The sequence below is a fragment of the Kribbella sp. NPDC051137 genome (assembly GCF_040682535.1).
Classification (GTDB): Bacteria; Actinomycetota; Actinomycetes; order Propionibacteriales; family Kribbellaceae; genus Kribbella; species Kribbella karoonensis.
Genome location: NZ_JBFBBI010000006.1, coordinates 114,166 through 130,435 on the forward strand (window position 1 = coordinate 114,166; position 16,270 = coordinate 130,435).

Annotated in this window: 17 protein-coding genes; 9 read left to right on the forward strand and 8 right to left on the reverse strand. The window is 69.2% G+C overall.

The genetic code is table 11. From position 1 onward, the window contains the following. Positions 1–2 precede the first annotated feature (2 nt). Positions 3–1,307, forward strand: a complete 1,305-nt coding sequence (locus tag AB0M51_RS31060) for an alpha-L-fucosidase (protein ID WP_344193159.1) — start codon at positions 3–5, stop codon at positions 1,305–1,307. A gap of 3 nt (positions 1,308–1,310) precedes the next feature. Here AB0M51_RS31060 and AB0M51_RS31065 read toward each other — a convergent pair whose 3' ends face one another. Next, positions 1,311–2,027, reverse strand: a complete 717-nt coding sequence (locus tag AB0M51_RS31065; protein WP_344193157.1) for a response regulator transcription factor — start codon at positions 2,025–2,027, stop codon at positions 1,311–1,313. Continuing rightward, positions 2,024–3,175: a sensor histidine kinase gene (locus AB0M51_RS31070; protein ID WP_344193155.1), complete on the reverse strand. Its 1,152-nt coding sequence runs from the start codon at positions 3,173–3,175 to the stop codon at positions 2,024–2,026. The genes AB0M51_RS31065 and AB0M51_RS31070 overlap by 4 nt, the downstream gene beginning before the upstream one ends. A 157-nt stretch (positions 3,176–3,332) precedes the next feature. Here AB0M51_RS31070 and AB0M51_RS31075 point away from each other — a divergent pair, with 157 nt between their 5' ends. Beyond that, positions 3,333–3,941, forward strand: a complete 609-nt coding sequence (locus AB0M51_RS31075) for a hypothetical protein (protein ID WP_344193152.1) — start codon at positions 3,333–3,335, stop codon at positions 3,939–3,941. Here the strand turns inward: AB0M51_RS31075 and AB0M51_RS31080 are convergent. Continuing rightward, positions 3,930–4,439, reverse strand: coding sequence for a MaoC family dehydratase (locus tag AB0M51_RS31080; protein ID WP_344193150.1), 510 nt, complete (start codon positions 4,437–4,439; stop codon positions 3,930–3,932). The genes AB0M51_RS31075 and AB0M51_RS31080 overlap by 12 nt on opposite strands. 95 nt (positions 4,440–4,534) lie before the next feature. Then, positions 4,535–5,062: a general stress protein gene (locus AB0M51_RS31085; RefSeq protein WP_344193148.1), complete on the reverse strand. Its 528-nt coding sequence runs from the start codon at positions 5,060–5,062 to the stop codon at positions 4,535–4,537. A gap of 77 nt (positions 5,063–5,139) precedes the next feature. Between AB0M51_RS31085 and AB0M51_RS31090 the strand changes: the two genes are divergently transcribed. Beyond that, positions 5,140–6,246, forward strand: a complete 1,107-nt coding sequence (locus AB0M51_RS31090; protein WP_344193146.1) for a magnesium and cobalt transport protein CorA — start codon at positions 5,140–5,142, stop codon at positions 6,244–6,246. A gap of 204 nt (positions 6,247–6,450) precedes the next feature. Next, positions 6,451–7,473 carry a winged helix-turn-helix domain-containing protein gene (locus AB0M51_RS31095; RefSeq protein WP_344193144.1) on the forward strand — a complete coding sequence of 341 codons (1,023 nt, stop codon included), beginning with the start codon at positions 6,451–6,453 and terminating at the stop codon, positions 7,471–7,473. Between the two features lie 84 nt (positions 7,474–7,557). On the opposite strand, the gene AB0M51_RS31100 is transcribed toward AB0M51_RS31095, so the two are convergent. Both AB0M51_RS31100 and AB0M51_RS31105 read right to left on the reverse strand, forming a co-directional pair. Further along, the gene (locus AB0M51_RS31100; RefSeq protein WP_344193142.1) at positions 7,558–8,748 is read right to left on the reverse strand and encodes an acyl-CoA dehydrogenase family protein; all 1,191 of its coding nucleotides are present in this window, start codon (positions 8,746–8,748) and stop codon (positions 7,558–7,560) included. Positions 8,749–8,839: 91 nt separating this feature from the next. Further along, positions 8,840–10,282, reverse strand: a complete 1,443-nt coding sequence (locus AB0M51_RS31105; RefSeq protein ID WP_344193140.1) for a serine/threonine-protein kinase — start codon at positions 10,280–10,282, stop codon at positions 8,840–8,842. A 119-nt stretch (positions 10,283–10,401) separates the two neighbouring features. On the opposite strand from AB0M51_RS31105, the gene AB0M51_RS31110 reads away from it, so the two are divergent. Then, complete coding sequence (locus AB0M51_RS31110) at positions 10,402–11,052, forward strand: peptidylprolyl isomerase (protein WP_344193138.1); 651 nt, start codon at positions 10,402–10,404, stop codon at positions 11,050–11,052. Between the two features lie 40 nt (positions 11,053–11,092). Continuing rightward, entirely contained in the window at positions 11,093–11,698 is a 606-nt protein-coding gene (locus AB0M51_RS31115) for a LuxR C-terminal-related transcriptional regulator (protein WP_325035809.1), read from the forward strand. 88 nt (positions 11,699–11,786) lie between these two features. Here the strand turns inward: AB0M51_RS31115 and AB0M51_RS31120 are convergent, their stop codons facing one another. Then, positions 11,787–12,770: a CoA ester lyase gene (locus AB0M51_RS31120; protein ID WP_344193134.1), complete on the reverse strand. Its 984-nt coding sequence runs from the start codon at positions 12,768–12,770 to the stop codon at positions 11,787–11,789. Between the two features lie 127 nt (positions 12,771–12,897). On the opposite strand from AB0M51_RS31120, the gene AB0M51_RS31125 reads away from it, so the two are divergent. Further along, a complete protein-coding gene (locus AB0M51_RS31125; protein WP_344193132.1) occupies positions 12,898–13,413 on the forward strand; it encodes a hypothetical protein in 516 nt (171 codons plus the stop codon). A gap of 17 nt (positions 13,414–13,430) precedes the next feature. Here the strand turns inward: AB0M51_RS31125 and AB0M51_RS31130 are convergent, their stop codons facing one another. Continuing rightward, positions 13,431–14,399 (reverse strand): helix-turn-helix domain-containing protein, encoded by a 969-nt coding sequence (locus AB0M51_RS31130; RefSeq protein WP_344193130.1) that lies wholly within the window; start codon positions 14,397–14,399, stop codon positions 13,431–13,433. 87 nt (positions 14,400–14,486) lie between these two features. Here AB0M51_RS31130 and AB0M51_RS31135 point away from each other — a divergent pair, with 87 nt between their 5' ends. Further along, a complete protein-coding gene (locus AB0M51_RS31135) occupies positions 14,487–15,761 on the forward strand; it encodes a CBS domain-containing protein (RefSeq protein ID WP_363751625.1) in 1,275 nt (424 codons plus the stop codon). Then, a complete protein-coding gene (locus AB0M51_RS31140; RefSeq protein ID WP_344193126.1) occupies positions 15,751–16,263 on the forward strand; it encodes a DUF1003 domain-containing protein in 513 nt (170 codons plus the stop codon). Before AB0M51_RS31135 ends, AB0M51_RS31140 begins: the two co-directional genes overlap by 11 nt. Positions 16,264–16,270 lie beyond the last annotated feature (7 nt).

Here is a 16,270-nt window from a genome sequence, read left to right on the forward strand (position 1 = left end):
ACATGACTGACACGCCACCTGCGGCTTCGGTGGAGAAGTTCCGCGACTGGCGGTTCGGCCTGTTCGTCCACTGGGGGCTGTACTCGCTGCCGGCCCGCCACGAGTGGGTGAAGAACTACGAGCGGCTCACCGACGAGGATTACCAGCCGTACTTCGACCACTTCGAGCCGGACCTGTACGACCCGTCCAAGTGGGCGCGGGCGGCCCGCGAGGCCGGGATGAAGTACGCCGTACTGACGACGAAGCACCACGAGGGCTTCTGCCTGTGGGACTCGGAGGTGTCCGACTACACGGTCGCCCACACCGCCTGGGGCGCCGGCAAGGACCTGGTGAAGCAGTTCGTCGAGGCGTGCCGGGCCGAGGGCCTCGGGGTCGGTTTCTACCACTCGCTGATCGACTGGCACCACCCGGAGTTCCCGATCGACCTGGTGCACCCGCAGCGCGACGACGAGGAGGCGATCGCGAAGGCGGCCGGGCGGGACGTCCAGGTGTACGCCGACTACCTGCACGCGCAGACCCGTGAGCTGCTGACGAACTACGGGCCGGTCGACATCATGTGGTTCGACTTCTCCTACCCGGGCCGGAACTACCCCGACGGACGCGACGGCCACGGCAAGGGACGCGACGACTGGCGATCCGTCGAGCTGATGGCGATGGTGCGGGAGCTGCAGCCGGACATCCTGATCAACGACCGGCTGGACATCCCCGGCGACTTCGTGACGCCCGAGCAGTACCAGCCGGACGGTCCGATGGAGCGCGACGGCGTACCGGTGCTGTGGGAAGCGTGCCAGACGCTGAACGGCAGTTGGGGTTACGACCGGGACAACCTGGACTGGAAGTCTCCCGAGACGCTCGTGAAGATGCTGGTGGACTCGGTCTCCAAGGACGGCAACCTGCTGCTGAACGTCGGCCCGACCGGGCGTGGCGAGTTCGACCCGCGCGCACTGGCGACGCTGGCGTCCATCGGTGAGTGGATGCGGCTGCACGAGCGCTCGATCCGCGGTGCGCGGCCGGCGTCGGAGTACGAGGCTCCCGCGGACTGCCGGTTCACCCAGAAGGGCAACCGCCTGTACCTGCACCTGTTCTCCTGGCCGATGGGCCACATCCACCTGCAGGGCCTGGCCGGCAAGGTCAAGTACGCCCAGCTCCTGAACGACGCGTCCGAGATCAAGCGCATCGTCAACGACCCGCACCAGCAGGCCCAGAACACCACCATGGGCGGTGTGTCGTCGGAGACACTGACGCTGAAGCTCCCGATCCAGAAGCCGAACGTCCTCGTCCCGGTGATCGAACTCTTCCTGAACTGACCCTTACGTCTCTCCGACCTGGCGCCCGATCCCGTTCCCTGCCACGGGACCGGGCGTCATGGGGGTTCCGCGGCTGATCACGAGGCCGTGCTCGTAGGCGAAGATGACGGCCTGGACGCGGTCGCGGAGGGCGAGCTTCATCAGGATCCGGGCGACGTGGGTCTTGACCGTGGTGTCGGAGACCACGAGTCGCGCGGCGATCTCCGCGTTGCTCAGCCCGCCGGCCAGGAGGTGCAGGACCTCGGTCTCGCGGACCGTCAGCGCCCGCAGGCGATCCCGCGCGTCCCGGTCCGGAGTCCGCGGGCGGTCCAGGTACGACTCGATCATCCGCCGGGTGACCGACGGTGCGAGCAGCGAGTCGCCGGCCAGTACGGCGTGGATGCCGGCCACCAGCAGCTCGGGCTGAACGTCCTTCAACAGGAACCCGCTGGCTCCGGCCCGCAGCGCGTCGTACACGTACTCGTCCAGGTCGAACGTCGTCAGCATCACCACCCGCGGTCCCCCGGCGGCCGTGATCCGGGCAGTCGCGCCGATCCCGTCGAGCTCGGGCATCCGGACGTCCATCAGCACGACGTCGGGACGCAGTTCCGCGGCGAGCGCCACGGCCTCGATCCCGTTCGCCGCCTCGCCGACCACTTCCAGGTCCGGCTCGATCTCGAGGATCAGCCGGAAGCCGCGACGGACCAGCACCTGGTCGTCGACCAGCAGGACCCGGATCACGACCGCTCCAACGGCAGCGTCGCGACCAGCTCGAACCCGCGGTCGGCGCCCGGCCGCGCGGTCAGCTCACCGCCGTACACCTGGACGCGTTCGCGCATCCCGAGCAGCCCGTGGCCGGCCTCCGGGCCGATCCCGACCGGAGCCCCGTCGTCGCGTACGGCGAGCCGTAGCCGGTCCGCGTCGTACCCGATCGACACCTCCGCGGCGGTCGGCCGCAGCGCATGGCGGAGCGTGTTCGTGAGTCCTTCCTGTACGAGGCGATACGCGGTCAGGTCGAGCCCCGGCGAGAGCGGCCGGGCTCGTCCGCTGACTGTCACCTGCACGGGAAGCCCCGCGGCCCGGAACTTCTGCACCAGCCGCTCGACTTCGGCCAGCCCGGGCGCTGGCTCCCGGTCGGCGACCGGATCGCCGTCCTGCCGCAGTACGCCGACCATCCGGCGCATCTCGGTCAGCGCCTCACGGCCGAGCGCCTCGACCGTCTCCAGCGCCTCCCGCTCGACGGACTGCTCGGGCGTGAGCCTTCGCCGTACGGCGGCCGCCTGGACGGTCATCACGCTGACGCTGTGCCCGATGACGTCGTGCAGCTCACGGGCGATCCGGTTCCGTTCCCCCGCCACTGCTTGGGCGGCACGTTCACGGCGGGCGATCCGCCGCTGCTCCGTCGCCTGCCGGCTGGCCCGGACCAGTGCACCGACGAGCCACGCGATCACCCACGGGGACAGCCAGATCAGGGCCGCGACCCGCAGCCGCGCGGACGTGTTCATCGGGTCCAGCCCGGACCATCCGAGCCAGAGCACGACGACCAGCACCAGGCCCCAGCAGGATCGCCGGCCGTCGGTACGGCGGCCTACCGTGTACGCGGCGATCAGCGCGGGCAGCATCACTCCGCCGCCTTCAGGCGAGCCGAAGATCGCGAACTCGACCAGGCTCACCACCACGATCGCGGCCAGGCAGCCGAGCGGACGGACCCGGCGTACGACGAGCAGCAGGCCGGTCACGACGTACACCGTGATCTCGGCCCACGGCGGCCCCTGCCGATGGGTCGCGTCGAGCCCGCGGACGACCTCGAGCACACCGAGCACCGCGACGACGAGGGCGATCCCCGCGTCGAAGACCCAGCTCCGGCGGCTCATCCTCCGACGGCTCATCTTCCGACGGTAAGCCCGCGGTACGCCGGTCCGCGTCATCCGCTCGGACGACGTCTCATCGGCCCGGGTGCGGACCGCGGAACCGTCACCGCGACCGACGCCGGCCGGGGTACGCCGTCCCTACCGTCGAGGCGTCCGAATTCGTGAAGGAGGCATCATGCACACCATTCCCCGATCCGCGGGCCTCGGCCTGCTCGGGTACGGCGCCGGGACCGCGATCGCGTTCCTGGGTTCCGGCTCACCCGGCGGCGGCTACGACGACGCCGGCATCACCCGGTACATCACCGGATCGCACGCCGTCGCCGGTTTCACGCTCTGGTACGTCGGCGCCCTGTCCGCGCTCGGACTCGTTGTCTTCGGCACCGGACTCCGGCGGATCGCCGACCAGCTCCGCTCCCTCGCGATCGCGGCTGCCGCGACCAGCGTCACCGGGGCGTTCGTCAGCGGCGGCGTCCTGGTCGCGATGGCCGAGGGCGGCGAGCCGGTGCGGACCGGCGTACCGCATCCGGTGATCTACACGATCACCGAGATCGGCAACCTGCTGGCGGTCTGCGCGCCGGCGTTGCTCGTCGGCGTGGTCGCGATCGTGCTCGCGTTCCGGGCCGGGCTGCCCGGCTGGCTGCGGGTGTTCTGCCTGGTCGCGGGGATCTGCGGTGTCGCGGCACCGTTCTTCTTCACGTACTTCGTCTACCTGCTGTGGACGGTGGTCGCCGGGGCCACGCTCGCGATCAGCCGGACGAGGGCGCCGGCCCCGTCACTGGTCTGAGGCGGGCACCGGGCGGCCGGGTTGTTCGCCGCCGCGGGCTTCGAGGTAGTTGTTCTTCGGGACCATGACCTTGCGGCGGAACAGGCAGACGACGGTGCCGTCCTGCTTGTAACCCTTGGTCTCCACGTAGACGACGCCGCGGTCGTCCTTGGACTTCGACTCCCACTTGTCCAGGACGACCGTCTCGCCGTAGATCGTGTCGCCGTGGAAGGTCGGCGCGACGTGCCGGAGCGACTCGATCTCCAGGTTCGCGATCGCCTTGCCGCTCACGTCCGGGACCGACATGCCGAGCAGGATCGAGTAGATGTAGTTGCCCACCACAACGTTCTTGCCGAACTGGGTGGTCTCGCCGGCGTAGTTCGCGTCCAGGTGCAGCGGATGGTGGTTCATCGTCAGCAGGCAGAACAGGTGGTCGTCGTACTCCGTCACCGTCTTGCCCGGCCAGTGCTTGTAGACCGCCCCGACCTCGAACTCCTCGTAGCTGCGCCCGAACTGCATCCCGGATCCTCCTCGCCGCTGGATTCCCCATGCTGCCCGGTCCGGGCGCCTCCGGACCGTGGTCTGGCTCTCACTTGCGCGAGATCTACGTCACCTCAGTCGTTCGGCTGCTGCAGGGTCTGGTTCGGCAGCAGCGGGTGCACCTCGCCCTTCAGGGCCAGCTTGGCCAGGTGGTTGCGCGCCTCCTCGGCGAACTTGAAGTCGCAGAGTACGTCGTACGTCGTCGCCACCACCGCGGTCCGCGAGGTGAAGTCCCGCCGGCCGGCCGACTGCGCGTAGCTCAGCCCGCCGAACACCAGACCGAAGAACGCGCCCAGCACCACACCGGTCAGCACCGCGGCGATCCAGTTGTTGGTGGTGAACAGCCCCAGCAGCAGACCCACGAACAGGCCGAACCAGGCGCCGCTGGCGAGACCGGCGGTGAGCGCCCGGCCCCAGGTGAGCCGGCCGGTGATCTTCTCGACCTGGCGGAGGTTGTTGCCGACGATGGTCGTGTGCTCGACCGGGAACTTCTCGTCCGAGAGGTAGTCGACTGCTCGCTGCGCCTCCCGATAGGTGTCGTAGGTCCCGATCGTCAGACCGGTCGGCCTGGGGTCCATCGAGGGCATGCCCTGCGCGGTCATCGTCGTTCCTCTCCACGTGCTTCCAACCCCCATCATTGCGGACGGCTGGTTACCACGTCTTGATAGCCTCGCCGTTGATGGCCGGGCGACGATGGGACATGGGCGCGACACGCCGTGTGGGACGAGTGCTCGCCCGCCGCGGCGGAGCTGCCGGACGCCCGTCCGACGAGGTGGTCCGCGGCAAGCTCGAGGGTGCCCTGGTCGACTGGGGGCTGTACCGGGACGGTGTCCGCGACGACCGGGTCGACTCGTACACCGAGGCCCTCGACCGGGCGCGCCGCGGCCAGGGGTTCGTCTGGATCGGCCTGTTCCAGCCGACGGACCACCAGCTCGCGATCATCGGCGCCGAGTTCGGCCTGCACCCGCTGGCACTGGAGGACGCGTCCGAGGCGCACCAGCGGCCCAAGCTCGAGCGGTACGGCGACACGCTGTTCGCAGTGTTCAAGACGGTCACGTACGTCCCGCACGGGGACCTGACCGCGACCAGCGAGGTGGTGGCCACCGGTGAGGTGATGGTGTTCTGCGGCCCCGGCTTCGTGGTCACCGTCCGCCACGGTGAACACAGCGAGCTGACCGGCCTCCGGCAGGCCCTGGAGCAGGAGCAGCACCGGCTGGCGACCGGGCCCGGCGCCGTACTGCACGCGATCGCCGACCACGTCGTCGACCGGTACCTGGAGGTCGCGGACGCGGTGCAGGCCGACATCGACCTGATCGAGACCGACATGTTCACGCCGCGCGGCTGGCGCAGCATCGACCGGGTGTACCAGCTGAAACGCGAGGTGCTGGAGCTCAAGCGGGCGGTGGCGCCGCTGACCGGGCCGATGCGCGCACTGGCGACGGTCCGGCACCCGCTGATCGCGGACGAGACCAGGAACTACTTCCGCGACGTCGACGACCACCTGCAGCGGGTGAAGGAGCAGGTGATCTCGTTCGACGAGCTGCTCAGCTCGATCCTGCAGGCCGGGCTGGCCCAGGTGCAGGTGGCCGAGAACGAGGACATGCGCCGGATCTCCGCGTGGGTCGCGATCCTCGCCGTACCCACGATGATCGCCGGGATCTACGGGATGAACTTCGACTACATGCCGGAGTTGCGGCTCAAGTACGCGTACTTCGTGGTGCTCGGCGTGATGGTCTGCGCTTGTTTCACCCTTTACCGATTGTTCAAGCGGAACCACTGGCTTTGAACCTCCGGCGCCGCTCAGTGCGTTGAGGTGAAGTGGCAACCTTTTGCCATGGCCAGGAGTACTACCTGATTGGATTGTTCAAACGGTTGTCGCCCGCTCCCCTGCCTTGATTGAATTCCCAGGTCGCGTTCGGTCAGGAATCGATTACTTTCCGCGATCGACGCCGGGGGCCGTGGTGACAGCCTGGAACGGGAGGGGACTGCGATGCTGCGAATCCATTTCACGCCGCGCGACCTGACCCGGGTCACGGTGGCCACCAGGCCGGCACCGCTCTGGGAGGTGCTGCTGAGCCTGCACATGCTCCAGCACTCGGAGGGCCGGCTGATCTTCGAGGACTGGCGCCGCCACGTGCGTACGACGGTCGGTCCGGACCAGATGCGGCTGCTGCTCGAGCTGACCCCGGCGCGCGGATACTCGCCGGACTTCCTGACCCCGGCCGAGTCCGCGCCGGACTTCGACGCCGCGCTGGAGCAGACGCTGGCGACACCGCGGCACCAGGTGCGCAGCCAGCTCGACCTGCTGCAGAAGTGGCGCCCGGCGTCACCGTGGACCCGGGAGCTCGCACACGGCGACCGGACGTCAATGCAGAAGCTCGGCCGGGCGATCCGGACGTACCACGACGTGGCCATCCGGCCGTACTGGAAGTCGATCGGCACGCACGTGTCCGCCGATCACGCGCACCGCGGCGAGACGCTCGCGCGGTACGGCGTCCACCGGCTGCTTTCTTCGCTGCACCCGCGGGTCCGGTGGGTCGCACCGGTGCTGCAGGTGCTGGACATGAACGACCGTGATCTGTATCTCGATGGCAGGGGAATCGAGTTGCAGCCCTCGGCGTTCTGCTGGCAGGTACCGACGAAGCTGCGGGACCCGGACCTGAAACCGATCCTGGTGTACCCGATCCAGCACGCGCCCGGAATCCTGCGGCAGGCGTCGACGGAGGCTGCGCCGTCGAGTGACCCGTTGGGGTCCCTGCTCGGGTCGACCCGAGCAGCCGCGCTGGAAGCGACCGTCAGCGGGTGTACGACGACCGAGCTGGCGAAGCGCTGCAAGATCTCCCCGGCAGCCGCCAGTCACCAGGCGACCGTCCTGCGGGAGGCCGGGCTGATCACCACCCGCCGGTCGGGCGCCTCGGTCCGGCACGAGATCACCCAGCTCGGCATCTGGCTACTGTCCGGCCACGGCTCCGGCCGCGTCCCGGCCCCGATCCCCGGACGGGCCCCCGCCTAGCCCGTCCCCGCAAGCCCTGCCCCAATGCGCGCTGGGCCGACCGGCACCGCCCCGCCCGTCGACCCAGCGCGCCGGGCAGGCCGGTCAGAGCTTGTAGTCCTCGAGGAGGCGGCGGCCGATGATCATGCGCTGGATGTCGGCCGTCCCTTCACCGATCAGGAGCATCGGGGCCTCGCGGTAGAGGCGTTCGATCTCGTACTCCTTGGAGAAGCCGTAGCCGCCGTGGATGCGGAACGAGTCCTCGACGACCTGGGCGCAGTACTCGCTGGCAAGGTACTTCGCGACGCCGGCCTCGAAGTCGTTGCGGGACCCGCTGTCCTTCTTCCGGGCCGCCTTCACCATCAGCTCGTGCGCGGCCTCGACCTTCACGGCCATGTCGGCGAGCCGGAACAGCACCGCCTGGTGGTCGGCGATCTTCTTGCCGAACGTCTCGCGCTGCTGCGCGTACGAGATCCCCAGCTCGAACGCCCGACGCGCCACGCCGCAACCGCGGGCGGCGACGTTCACCCGGCCGACCTCGACGCCGTCCATCATCTGGTAGAAACCCTTGCCCGGTACGCCGCCGAGGATCTGCCCGGCGTCGATCCGGTACCCGTCGAACACCAGCTCGGTGGTGTCGACGCCCTTGTAGCCCATCTTCTCGATCTTGCCCGGCACCGTCAGGCCCTTGTCGACCTCGCCGAACCCGGGCTCCTTCTCGACCAGGAACGTGGTCATGTTCTTGTAGACCGAGTCCTGCCCCTCGTCGGTCTTCACGAGTACGGCGACCAGCGTCGACGAGCCGCCGTTCGTCAGCCACATCTTCTGGCCGTTGACGACATAGCCGTCGCCTTCGCGAGTGGCTTTGGTCTTGATCGCGGAGACGTCCGACCCGCAACCCGGCTCGGACATCGAGAACGCGCCGCGGACCTCGCCGGTGGCCATCCGCGGCAGGTACTTCTGCTTCTGCTCGTCGGTCCCGTGCTGGAGCAGCATGTACGCGACGATGAAGTGCGTGTTGATGATGCCGGAGACGCTCATCCAGCCGCGGGCGATCTCCTCGACGCAGAGGGCGTAGGTGAGCAGCGACTCGCCGAGTCCGCCGTACTCCTCGGGGATCATCAGCCCGAACAGGCCGAGTTCCTTGAGGCCCTCGACGATCTCGGTCGGGTACTCGTCGCGGTGCTCGAGCTCGGTGGCGACCGGGAGGATCTCGGCCTCGACGAAGGCCCGGACCGTCTTCAGGATCTCCTCCTGGATGTCGGTCAGCCCGTCGGTCTGCTGCAACCTGCTCATCCTGCGCCTCCTTGGCCCGCGTACCAGTGAGTATCGTGGTACCAGCCTGACACCCGCTGTGACACCGGCCACCCGTAAGAGGTCGCGTGGCTCACTCGTTGTTGTTGCCGCCGGGTCGCGGCAGGGACTTCCCGATCGTCACGAACAGCGTGACGATCTGCTGGGTGGCCTGCCAGCGGTGGTGCTGCTCGGCCTCGGACAGCCGCTGCCGCGCCTCGTAGAAGTGCTGTGCGGCGGACTGCAGGTTTCCCTGGTCAACCGCCTGCGCAGCCTCGTCCAACTGGCGGGCAGCGTCACGCGGAGGCTTGCTGTTCTTCCCCTGCTGCTGTGTCGCGCGGACCTGCGCGGCCAGTGTCCGGAGCCGCTGCACCAGGACGGCCCGCGGGTTCTGCGTCGGCTTCTTGGTGGGCGTCGTCTTCGTAGGCGTTGGTGTCGGCTCGGGTGTGGTGGTGGTCTTTGTCGTCTTGGGCGCGACCGTGGCCTTCTGCACCGGCACAGACGGCGTACCGCCGGCCTGTGCAGTGGGCTGGTCGTTGGACAGACCTGAACGGAGCAACAGCGCGCCCACCAGAGCAGCCACCACCAAGCCCGCGGCCACTCCCACCTTTGCCAGTGGGAACCCGCGGCGGCCCGGCGCCCGGTGTATGCGAGTCTCCGCTTCGTCCTCTTCCCACTTCCCGACCCCGACGACCTCAGCTGCAGCAGCCGGCGGGTAGGCGAGCACCTGGGTCTGGTTGGCCGCCGCAAGCAGTGCCGTGACGTCAGCGGCCGAGGACGGCCGTTCTGCCGGGTTCTTGGCCAGCAGGTGCGTGACCAGCCCAGCCAGCTCAGCCGGTACGTCGGTGCGTGTCACGAGCGGAGGAGGTGCCTCCAGGTGCTGGCGCATCACCACGTCGGCGGTCGGCCCGCTGAATGGCGGCGTACCCGTCAGCAGCTCGTGCAGAACGCAGCCGAACGAGTACCAGTCGCTGGCAGGGGTGGCAGGCTCGCCACGGACCTGCTCCGGCGACACGTACGACGCCGTACCGAGCAGGACGCCCAGGCCGGTCGTCTCGTTGCCGGCGCGCTTGGCGATGCCGAAGTCGGTCATTTTGAGCGTGCCGTCGGGTGCCAGCAGCAGATTGCCCGGCTTCACGTCGCGGTGCACGATGCCGGCCTCGTGCGCGGCGTCCAGCGCGCGGGCCCCCTGGACGGCGATCTTCTCGACCAGACCGGCGGGAGGGAGTCCCGACGTACGCATGAGCTTGGCCAGGTCCGGGCCCTGGACGAGCTCCATCACCAGGAACACGTGGTCGCCCTCGGCGCCGACGTCGTACGTCGCCACCACGTTGGGGTGTGTCAGTCGAGCGGCCGACTGAGCCTCGGCCCGGAACCGGTCGACAGCGTCCATCGGGTCGCCGTCGAGGCTGCGCAGGAGCTTCACCGCCACCTGCCGGTCGAGGACCGTGTCCTCGGCCTGCCACACCTCACCCGCACCGCCCCTGCCCAGCAGGGTCAGCAACCGGTACCGACCTGCCAGTACCTCGCCGTTCACACACTCACCTTCCGCAGCGGACCGGATCACCTTAGGCGGCGAACCGCCGGATGATCGAGCCCACGACGAAAAGCTTCAGAAACCTCTGCGGACAGCGATCGGAGTACTACGGTGGGTGGATGAAGCTTCCCGCCCTGCTCGCGGCCGTGCTGGTCGCGACAACGCTGACCACAACCACCGCTTCCGCCGCGCCGGACCGGCACCCGCGCCCGGTGGTGAAGTGCGAGTTCACTCCGACGCCGGACAACCCGGCCGCGAAGCCGGTCCGGATCCCGTCCGCGAACGCCCGCGCCAAGGGCACGGTGGACGTGTACTTCGTGACGAACTACGGACCGTTCGTGGTCCGGATGGACCGCGCGAACGCGCCCTGCGGCGTGCACAACTTCGTGCATCTGGTGCGAAGCCGGTTCTACGACGCGACCCAGTGCTTCCGGCTGACGAACTCGGCCCGGCTGGGGGTGCTGCAGTGCGGCGACATCTACCGCCAGGAGGAAGGCGGCCCGGGGTACAAGTTCCCCGACGAGGTGACCGGCCAGGAGACCTACGAACGCGGCACCGTTGCCTACGGCAACCAGGGACCGGGGACCAACGGGTCGGAGTTCTTCGTCGTCCACTCGTTCGCCCACATCGCCCCGAACTACACGGTCCTCGGCCACGTGATCGCCGGCATGTCCACCTTCGACCGGATGGTCGCCGCCGGCATCGCCGACCCCGACCAGGACGGCCCGCCCGCGAAGCCGATCCGCATCTACAAGGTGTGGACGCACTAGGGGGAGGGTAATTCGCGCCCCCAGGCACTAGCTTGTGCTTGTGGGCACACGTGGACGGCCCCGGCACCCCGACGTCCTGACCCCGGCCGAGTGGCAGGTCGTGGACGCGGTCCGGCACGGGATGCGGAACCGGGAAATCGCGCAGCGGCGCGGAGTGAGCGTCGACGCGGTGAAGTTCCACGTCGCGAACGCGGTACGGAAGCTCGGCCTGAACCGGCGGGCCGAGCTCCGGACGTGGCGCGGGGTGCCGGTGGACAGTTCCCTACGGGGTCAGGGAGGTACGGAGATGGTGCAGCTGGGGGCGATCGGGCAGATCGCGCGGCTCGTGAGTGACATCGGCACGGCGACGGAGTTCTACGGCGGGGTGCTGGGGTTGCCGCATCTCTACACGTTCGGGGATCTGGCGTTCTTCGACTGTGGTGGGACCCGGCTGTTCCTGCGTGCCACCGACGACCGCGGTGAGCAGTCGATCCTCTACTTCCGGGTCGCCGACATCAACGTGGCCTACGACGAGCTTCGGGAGCGTGGGGTGGAGTTCGAGGCCGCGCCGCACCTGATCCACAAACACGACGACGGGGTCGAGGAATGGATGGCGTTCTTCCCCGACCCCGACGGTCAGCTGCTGGCGATCATGGCGCAGGTCTAGGGCGTGTCTGACAATTCCGCGCCGTAGCGAGGAGGTGCTCGGTGCGGCGAGATGCCGTGCCGAGTGCCCCGCAGTAGGCGGGGAATTGTCAGACACGCCCTAGGTCGGCCGGGGGCTGCCAGACGTCGGTGCGGGTGAGGCCGGCGGCGCGGCCCTTGGCGGAGATGACGAGGGCCATCTTGCGGCTGGCCTCGTCGATCATCTCGTCACCGAGCATGACCGCGCCGCGGGCGCCGCCGGCGGCGGACGTGTAGTGGTCGTAGGCGTCGAGGATGTTCTCCGCGTGGTCGTAGTCCTCCTGGCGCGGGGAGTAGACCTCGTTGGCGGCGGCGATCTGGTCGGGGTGCAGCACCCACTTGCCGTCGAAGCCGAGGGCGGCCGAGCGCCCGGCCACCCGGCGGAAGCCGTCGACGTCCTTGATCTGCAGGTACGGGCCGTCGATCGCCTGCTTGTCGTGGGCGCGGGCCGCCATCAGGATCTGCATCAGGATGTAGTGGTACGCGTCGCCGACGTCGTACCCGGGCGGCTGCTCGCCGACGACCAGCGACTTCATGTTGATCGACGCCATGAAGTCGGCCGGACCGAAGATGATCGTCTCCACCCGCGGCGAGGCGGTCGCGATCGCGTTCACGTTGGTGAGCCCCAGCGCGTTCTCGATCTGCGCCTCGATGCCGATCCGGCCGGGCTCGTACCCGTGCACCTTCTCCAGCTGGCTGAGCAGCAGGTCCAGCGCGACCACCTGTTCGGCGGTCTGCACCTTCGGCAGCATGATGCAGTCGAGGTTCGCACCGGCGCCGCCGACGACCTCGATCACGTCGGCGTACGTCCACTCGGTGGTCCAGTCGTTCACCCGGACGACCCGGAGCTTGTTGCCCCAGCCGCCTTCGTTGAGCGCGGCGACGATGTTCTTCCGGGCGTCCGGTTTGGCCAGCGGTGCGACCGAGTCCTCGAGGTCCAGGAACACCTGGTCCGCGTCCAGCCCCTTCGCCTTCTCCAGGAACCGCGGGTTCGACCCCGGGGTGGCCAGACACGACCGCCTGCTGCGCAAACCCTTGTCCGTCACCTTGTCCACCACGGTCGACCTCCGCTCGGTTACCCACCGGTCACCGGCAGCGTACGGCGTCCGCCGCCGCCGGCCCGGTGACCCGGCTCACTTCCCCTGCCAGTGTGTCCCGATTCACCGTGTGACACTTGGACCTGTGAGCCCTGAGAGTGCTGAGGACATCGCCGCCGTGATGAAGAAGGCCGGACTGGTCTGGCTGGCCTGGGACGGCCGGCGCGCGGTTCCGGCGTGGTTCGCGAACGTCGACGGGCAGTACGTCGTACTGGCCGACTCGGCGGACGGTGCCGAGCAACCACTCCCCGGACTCGCAACGGCAGGCTCGGTCACGGTCGTCGTACCGGCCAAGCCCGCCATGAACCGGCTGGCGAGCTGGACGGCGACGGTACGGCGCCTGGACCCGGGCAGCGACGAGTGGACCGCGGCTACCCAGGTGCTACGGACCGAGCGGCTCAACGCCGCCGACCTGGACACCCAGCTGGATCGCTGGCGCACGCAGGCCGATGTCCTCGTCCTGGTGCCCACAGGCGAATTCACCGGCGTGTCCGACGACTCGCCCCGCGCGGAGGCTCCGGCACCGACCAGAGCCACCACCCGGGGCAAGCCACCGGCAACCTTGCACCGCCCGATCCGCCGCCGCCCCAAACTGAGCTAGTTGCCCTAGACAACCTCTCAGAGCCAGCCGCGGTCCCGGGCGTGCCAGCCGAGTTGCAGGCGGGACCGGGAGTGCGTCTGCTCCATCAGTTGCTGGACGCGTCGGGCAACGGTGCGGCGGCTGATACCCAAACGTGTGCCCGCGGCGTCGTCGGTCAGTCCTGCGACCAGCAACGACAGCAGGTGCCTGTCCTCGGCGGACATGGCCTCTTCGGGTTTCAGCCCGTCCGAGTCGGTCACGCTCAATGGGCTCGCCCTGTTCCACACGGTCTCGAAGAGAGCAACCAGTGCGTCCAGCAGGCTGCACGCGTGCACCAGAAGGGCCGCGTCCTGTGCAGGGGTGGCCCAGTCGAGCGGCAGCAGTGCCAGTTCACGGTCGGCGATCGCCAGCTTGGTCGGCAGCCCGTCCGCGATCCGGGCCTGCTCGCCCGCCCGTACATGGCTGACCGCGCTCGCGGCCAGTACCGCGTCGGCGAGCGCGGAGTTGTCGTAGACCACCCGATACGTCACGCCCGCGCCCTGCCGGTCCAGCTGCGTCCGGTTCACCTCGGCCGTCGCGACGTACGGCGGGGCGACCAGCTCGCGCATCTCGGCGCGGGCGGTCCGCTGCACCCGGTCGAACGCCAGCGCGACCGCGGCCTCGCCGGTGACGATCTCGATCAGCTCCTCGGTCCGCCGCACTCCGCCCTGCCGGGTCGCCTCGGCGGCCAGCCGGTACGCCGCCTTCCGGATCCGCTCGAACTCCTCCTCCTGACGCCGGACGAGCTGGTCCACGGCGAGCTCCGGCGGCACCGCGACGATCAGCTCACCCGGAGGCGGCGTACGGTGCACGAACCCTTCGGCCAGCAGTACGTCGATCGCCCGCTGGACGTCCGGCAGCGGTCGGCCGAGCCGCCTGCACAGGTCTGCGGGCGCCGCGGCACCACGCCGGACCAGGTCCAGGTACGCGGTCTCCTCGTCCACACCCAGCCCGGTGGTTCCCAGCATCCCCACCCCACTTCGTCCGCTCCCGAGGGAGAAAGTCTACGAAGCGTCCTCAGCCGAGACTCCGGCTCGGCGGGTTAGCCTTCCGGCATGACTGGATCACCGTCTCGGGTGTACGTCGCTCGGCTCGCAGGGCTGCCGGTGTACGACCCCAACGGCGACCAGGTCGGCAAGGTGCGGGACGTGGTCGCCATGATGCGCCAGGGCGACCAGCCGCCACGGGTCCTCGGCCTGGTCGTCGAGGTGTTCACCCGGCGCCGGATCTTCCTCCCGATGACCCGGGTGACCTCCGTGGACGTCGGGCACGTCATCACCACCGGCGTGCTGAACATGCGGCGCTTCGAGCAACGGCCGACCGAAGTACTCGTCCTGGGCGAACTGCTCGACCGGACCGTCACCATCGCCGACACGGGCGCCACCGCGGTGGTTTTCGACATGGCCATGGAGCAGTGGAGGACCAGGGACTGGCTACTGACCAAAGTGGCGGTGCGGGAGGGCTCCAAGCGGTTCCGGCGTCGCGGCCAGACGCATGTGTTCGACTGGACCGACGTCAGCGGGTTCACGCAGGTGGAGGAAGGCCAGGGCGCGACCCACATCCTCGCGGCCTTCGAGTCGATGCGCCCGGCCGACCTGGCCGGCGTACTGCACGACCTGTCCGCCAAGCGCCGTAAGGAGATCGCGGCGGCGCTCGACGACGAGCGGCTTGCCGACGTACTCGAAGAGCTGCCCGAGGACATCCAGGTGGAGATCCTGGACGGTCTGGACACCGAACGCGCCGCGGACGTGCTGGAGGAGATGTCCCCGGACGACGCGGCCGACCTGATCGCCGAGCTGCCTACTGAAACCGCCGAGCGCCTGCTGACGCTGATGGAGCCGGAGGAAGCCGAAGACGTACGACGGCTGCTCACGTACGAGGAGCACACGGCCGGCGGTCTGATGACGTCGGAGCCGGTCATCCTGCCGGTGGACGCCACCGTGGCCGATGCGCTCGCCCACGTGCGCAACGCGGACCTCAGCCCGGCGCTGGCCGCCATGATCTACGTCTGCCGGCCTCCACTCGAGACACCGACCGGCCGGTTCATCGGCATCGGCCACATCCAGCGGCTGCTCCGGGAGCCGCCGTCCGAGCTCGTGTCCGCGGCACTCGACACCGACCTGGACGGGCTACGTCCGGACGACAGCCTGCAGACCGTCAGCAAGTACCTCGCGACGTACAACCTGGTCGCCGCGCCGGTGCTCGACGACGAGGGCCGGCTGCTGGGAGCGGTCACCGTGGACGACGTACTCGACCATCTGCTCCCGGACGACTGGCGGGAGCACGATCACCCGGACACGCCGCAGGAGGTGGGCCACGATGGCACGTGACGACCGCAGGACGCTCCGCGGGAGTACCCGGCTCGACGTACCTCGGGACTGGCGGCGGACGTTCGTGCCGCGGCCGGCGTACGACGCGGACGCGTTCGGCCGGCTGTCCGAGCGGATCGCCCGCTTCCTCGGCACCGGGCAGTTCCTGGTCTACATGACCGTGACGATCCTGTTCTGGATCGGCTGGAACATCTTCGCCCCGGAGAGCCTGCGCTTCGACCAGTACCCGTTCATCTTCCTGACGCTCGCGCTCAGCCTGCAGGCGTCGTACGCGGCCCCGCTGATCCTGCTCGCGCAGAACCGGCAGGAGGCCCGCGACCGGGTGCAGTACGAGCGGGACCGGGACGTCGACGCCCGGACCCGTGCGGACATGGAATTCCTGGCCCGCGAGATGGCGTCGCTGCGGATGGCGGTCGGCGAAGTAGCCACCCGGGACTTCCTGCGTTCCGAGCTGCGGTCGCTGCTGGCGGATCTGGACACGCGCGAGGACGATCGGGTTTGACCCCGAG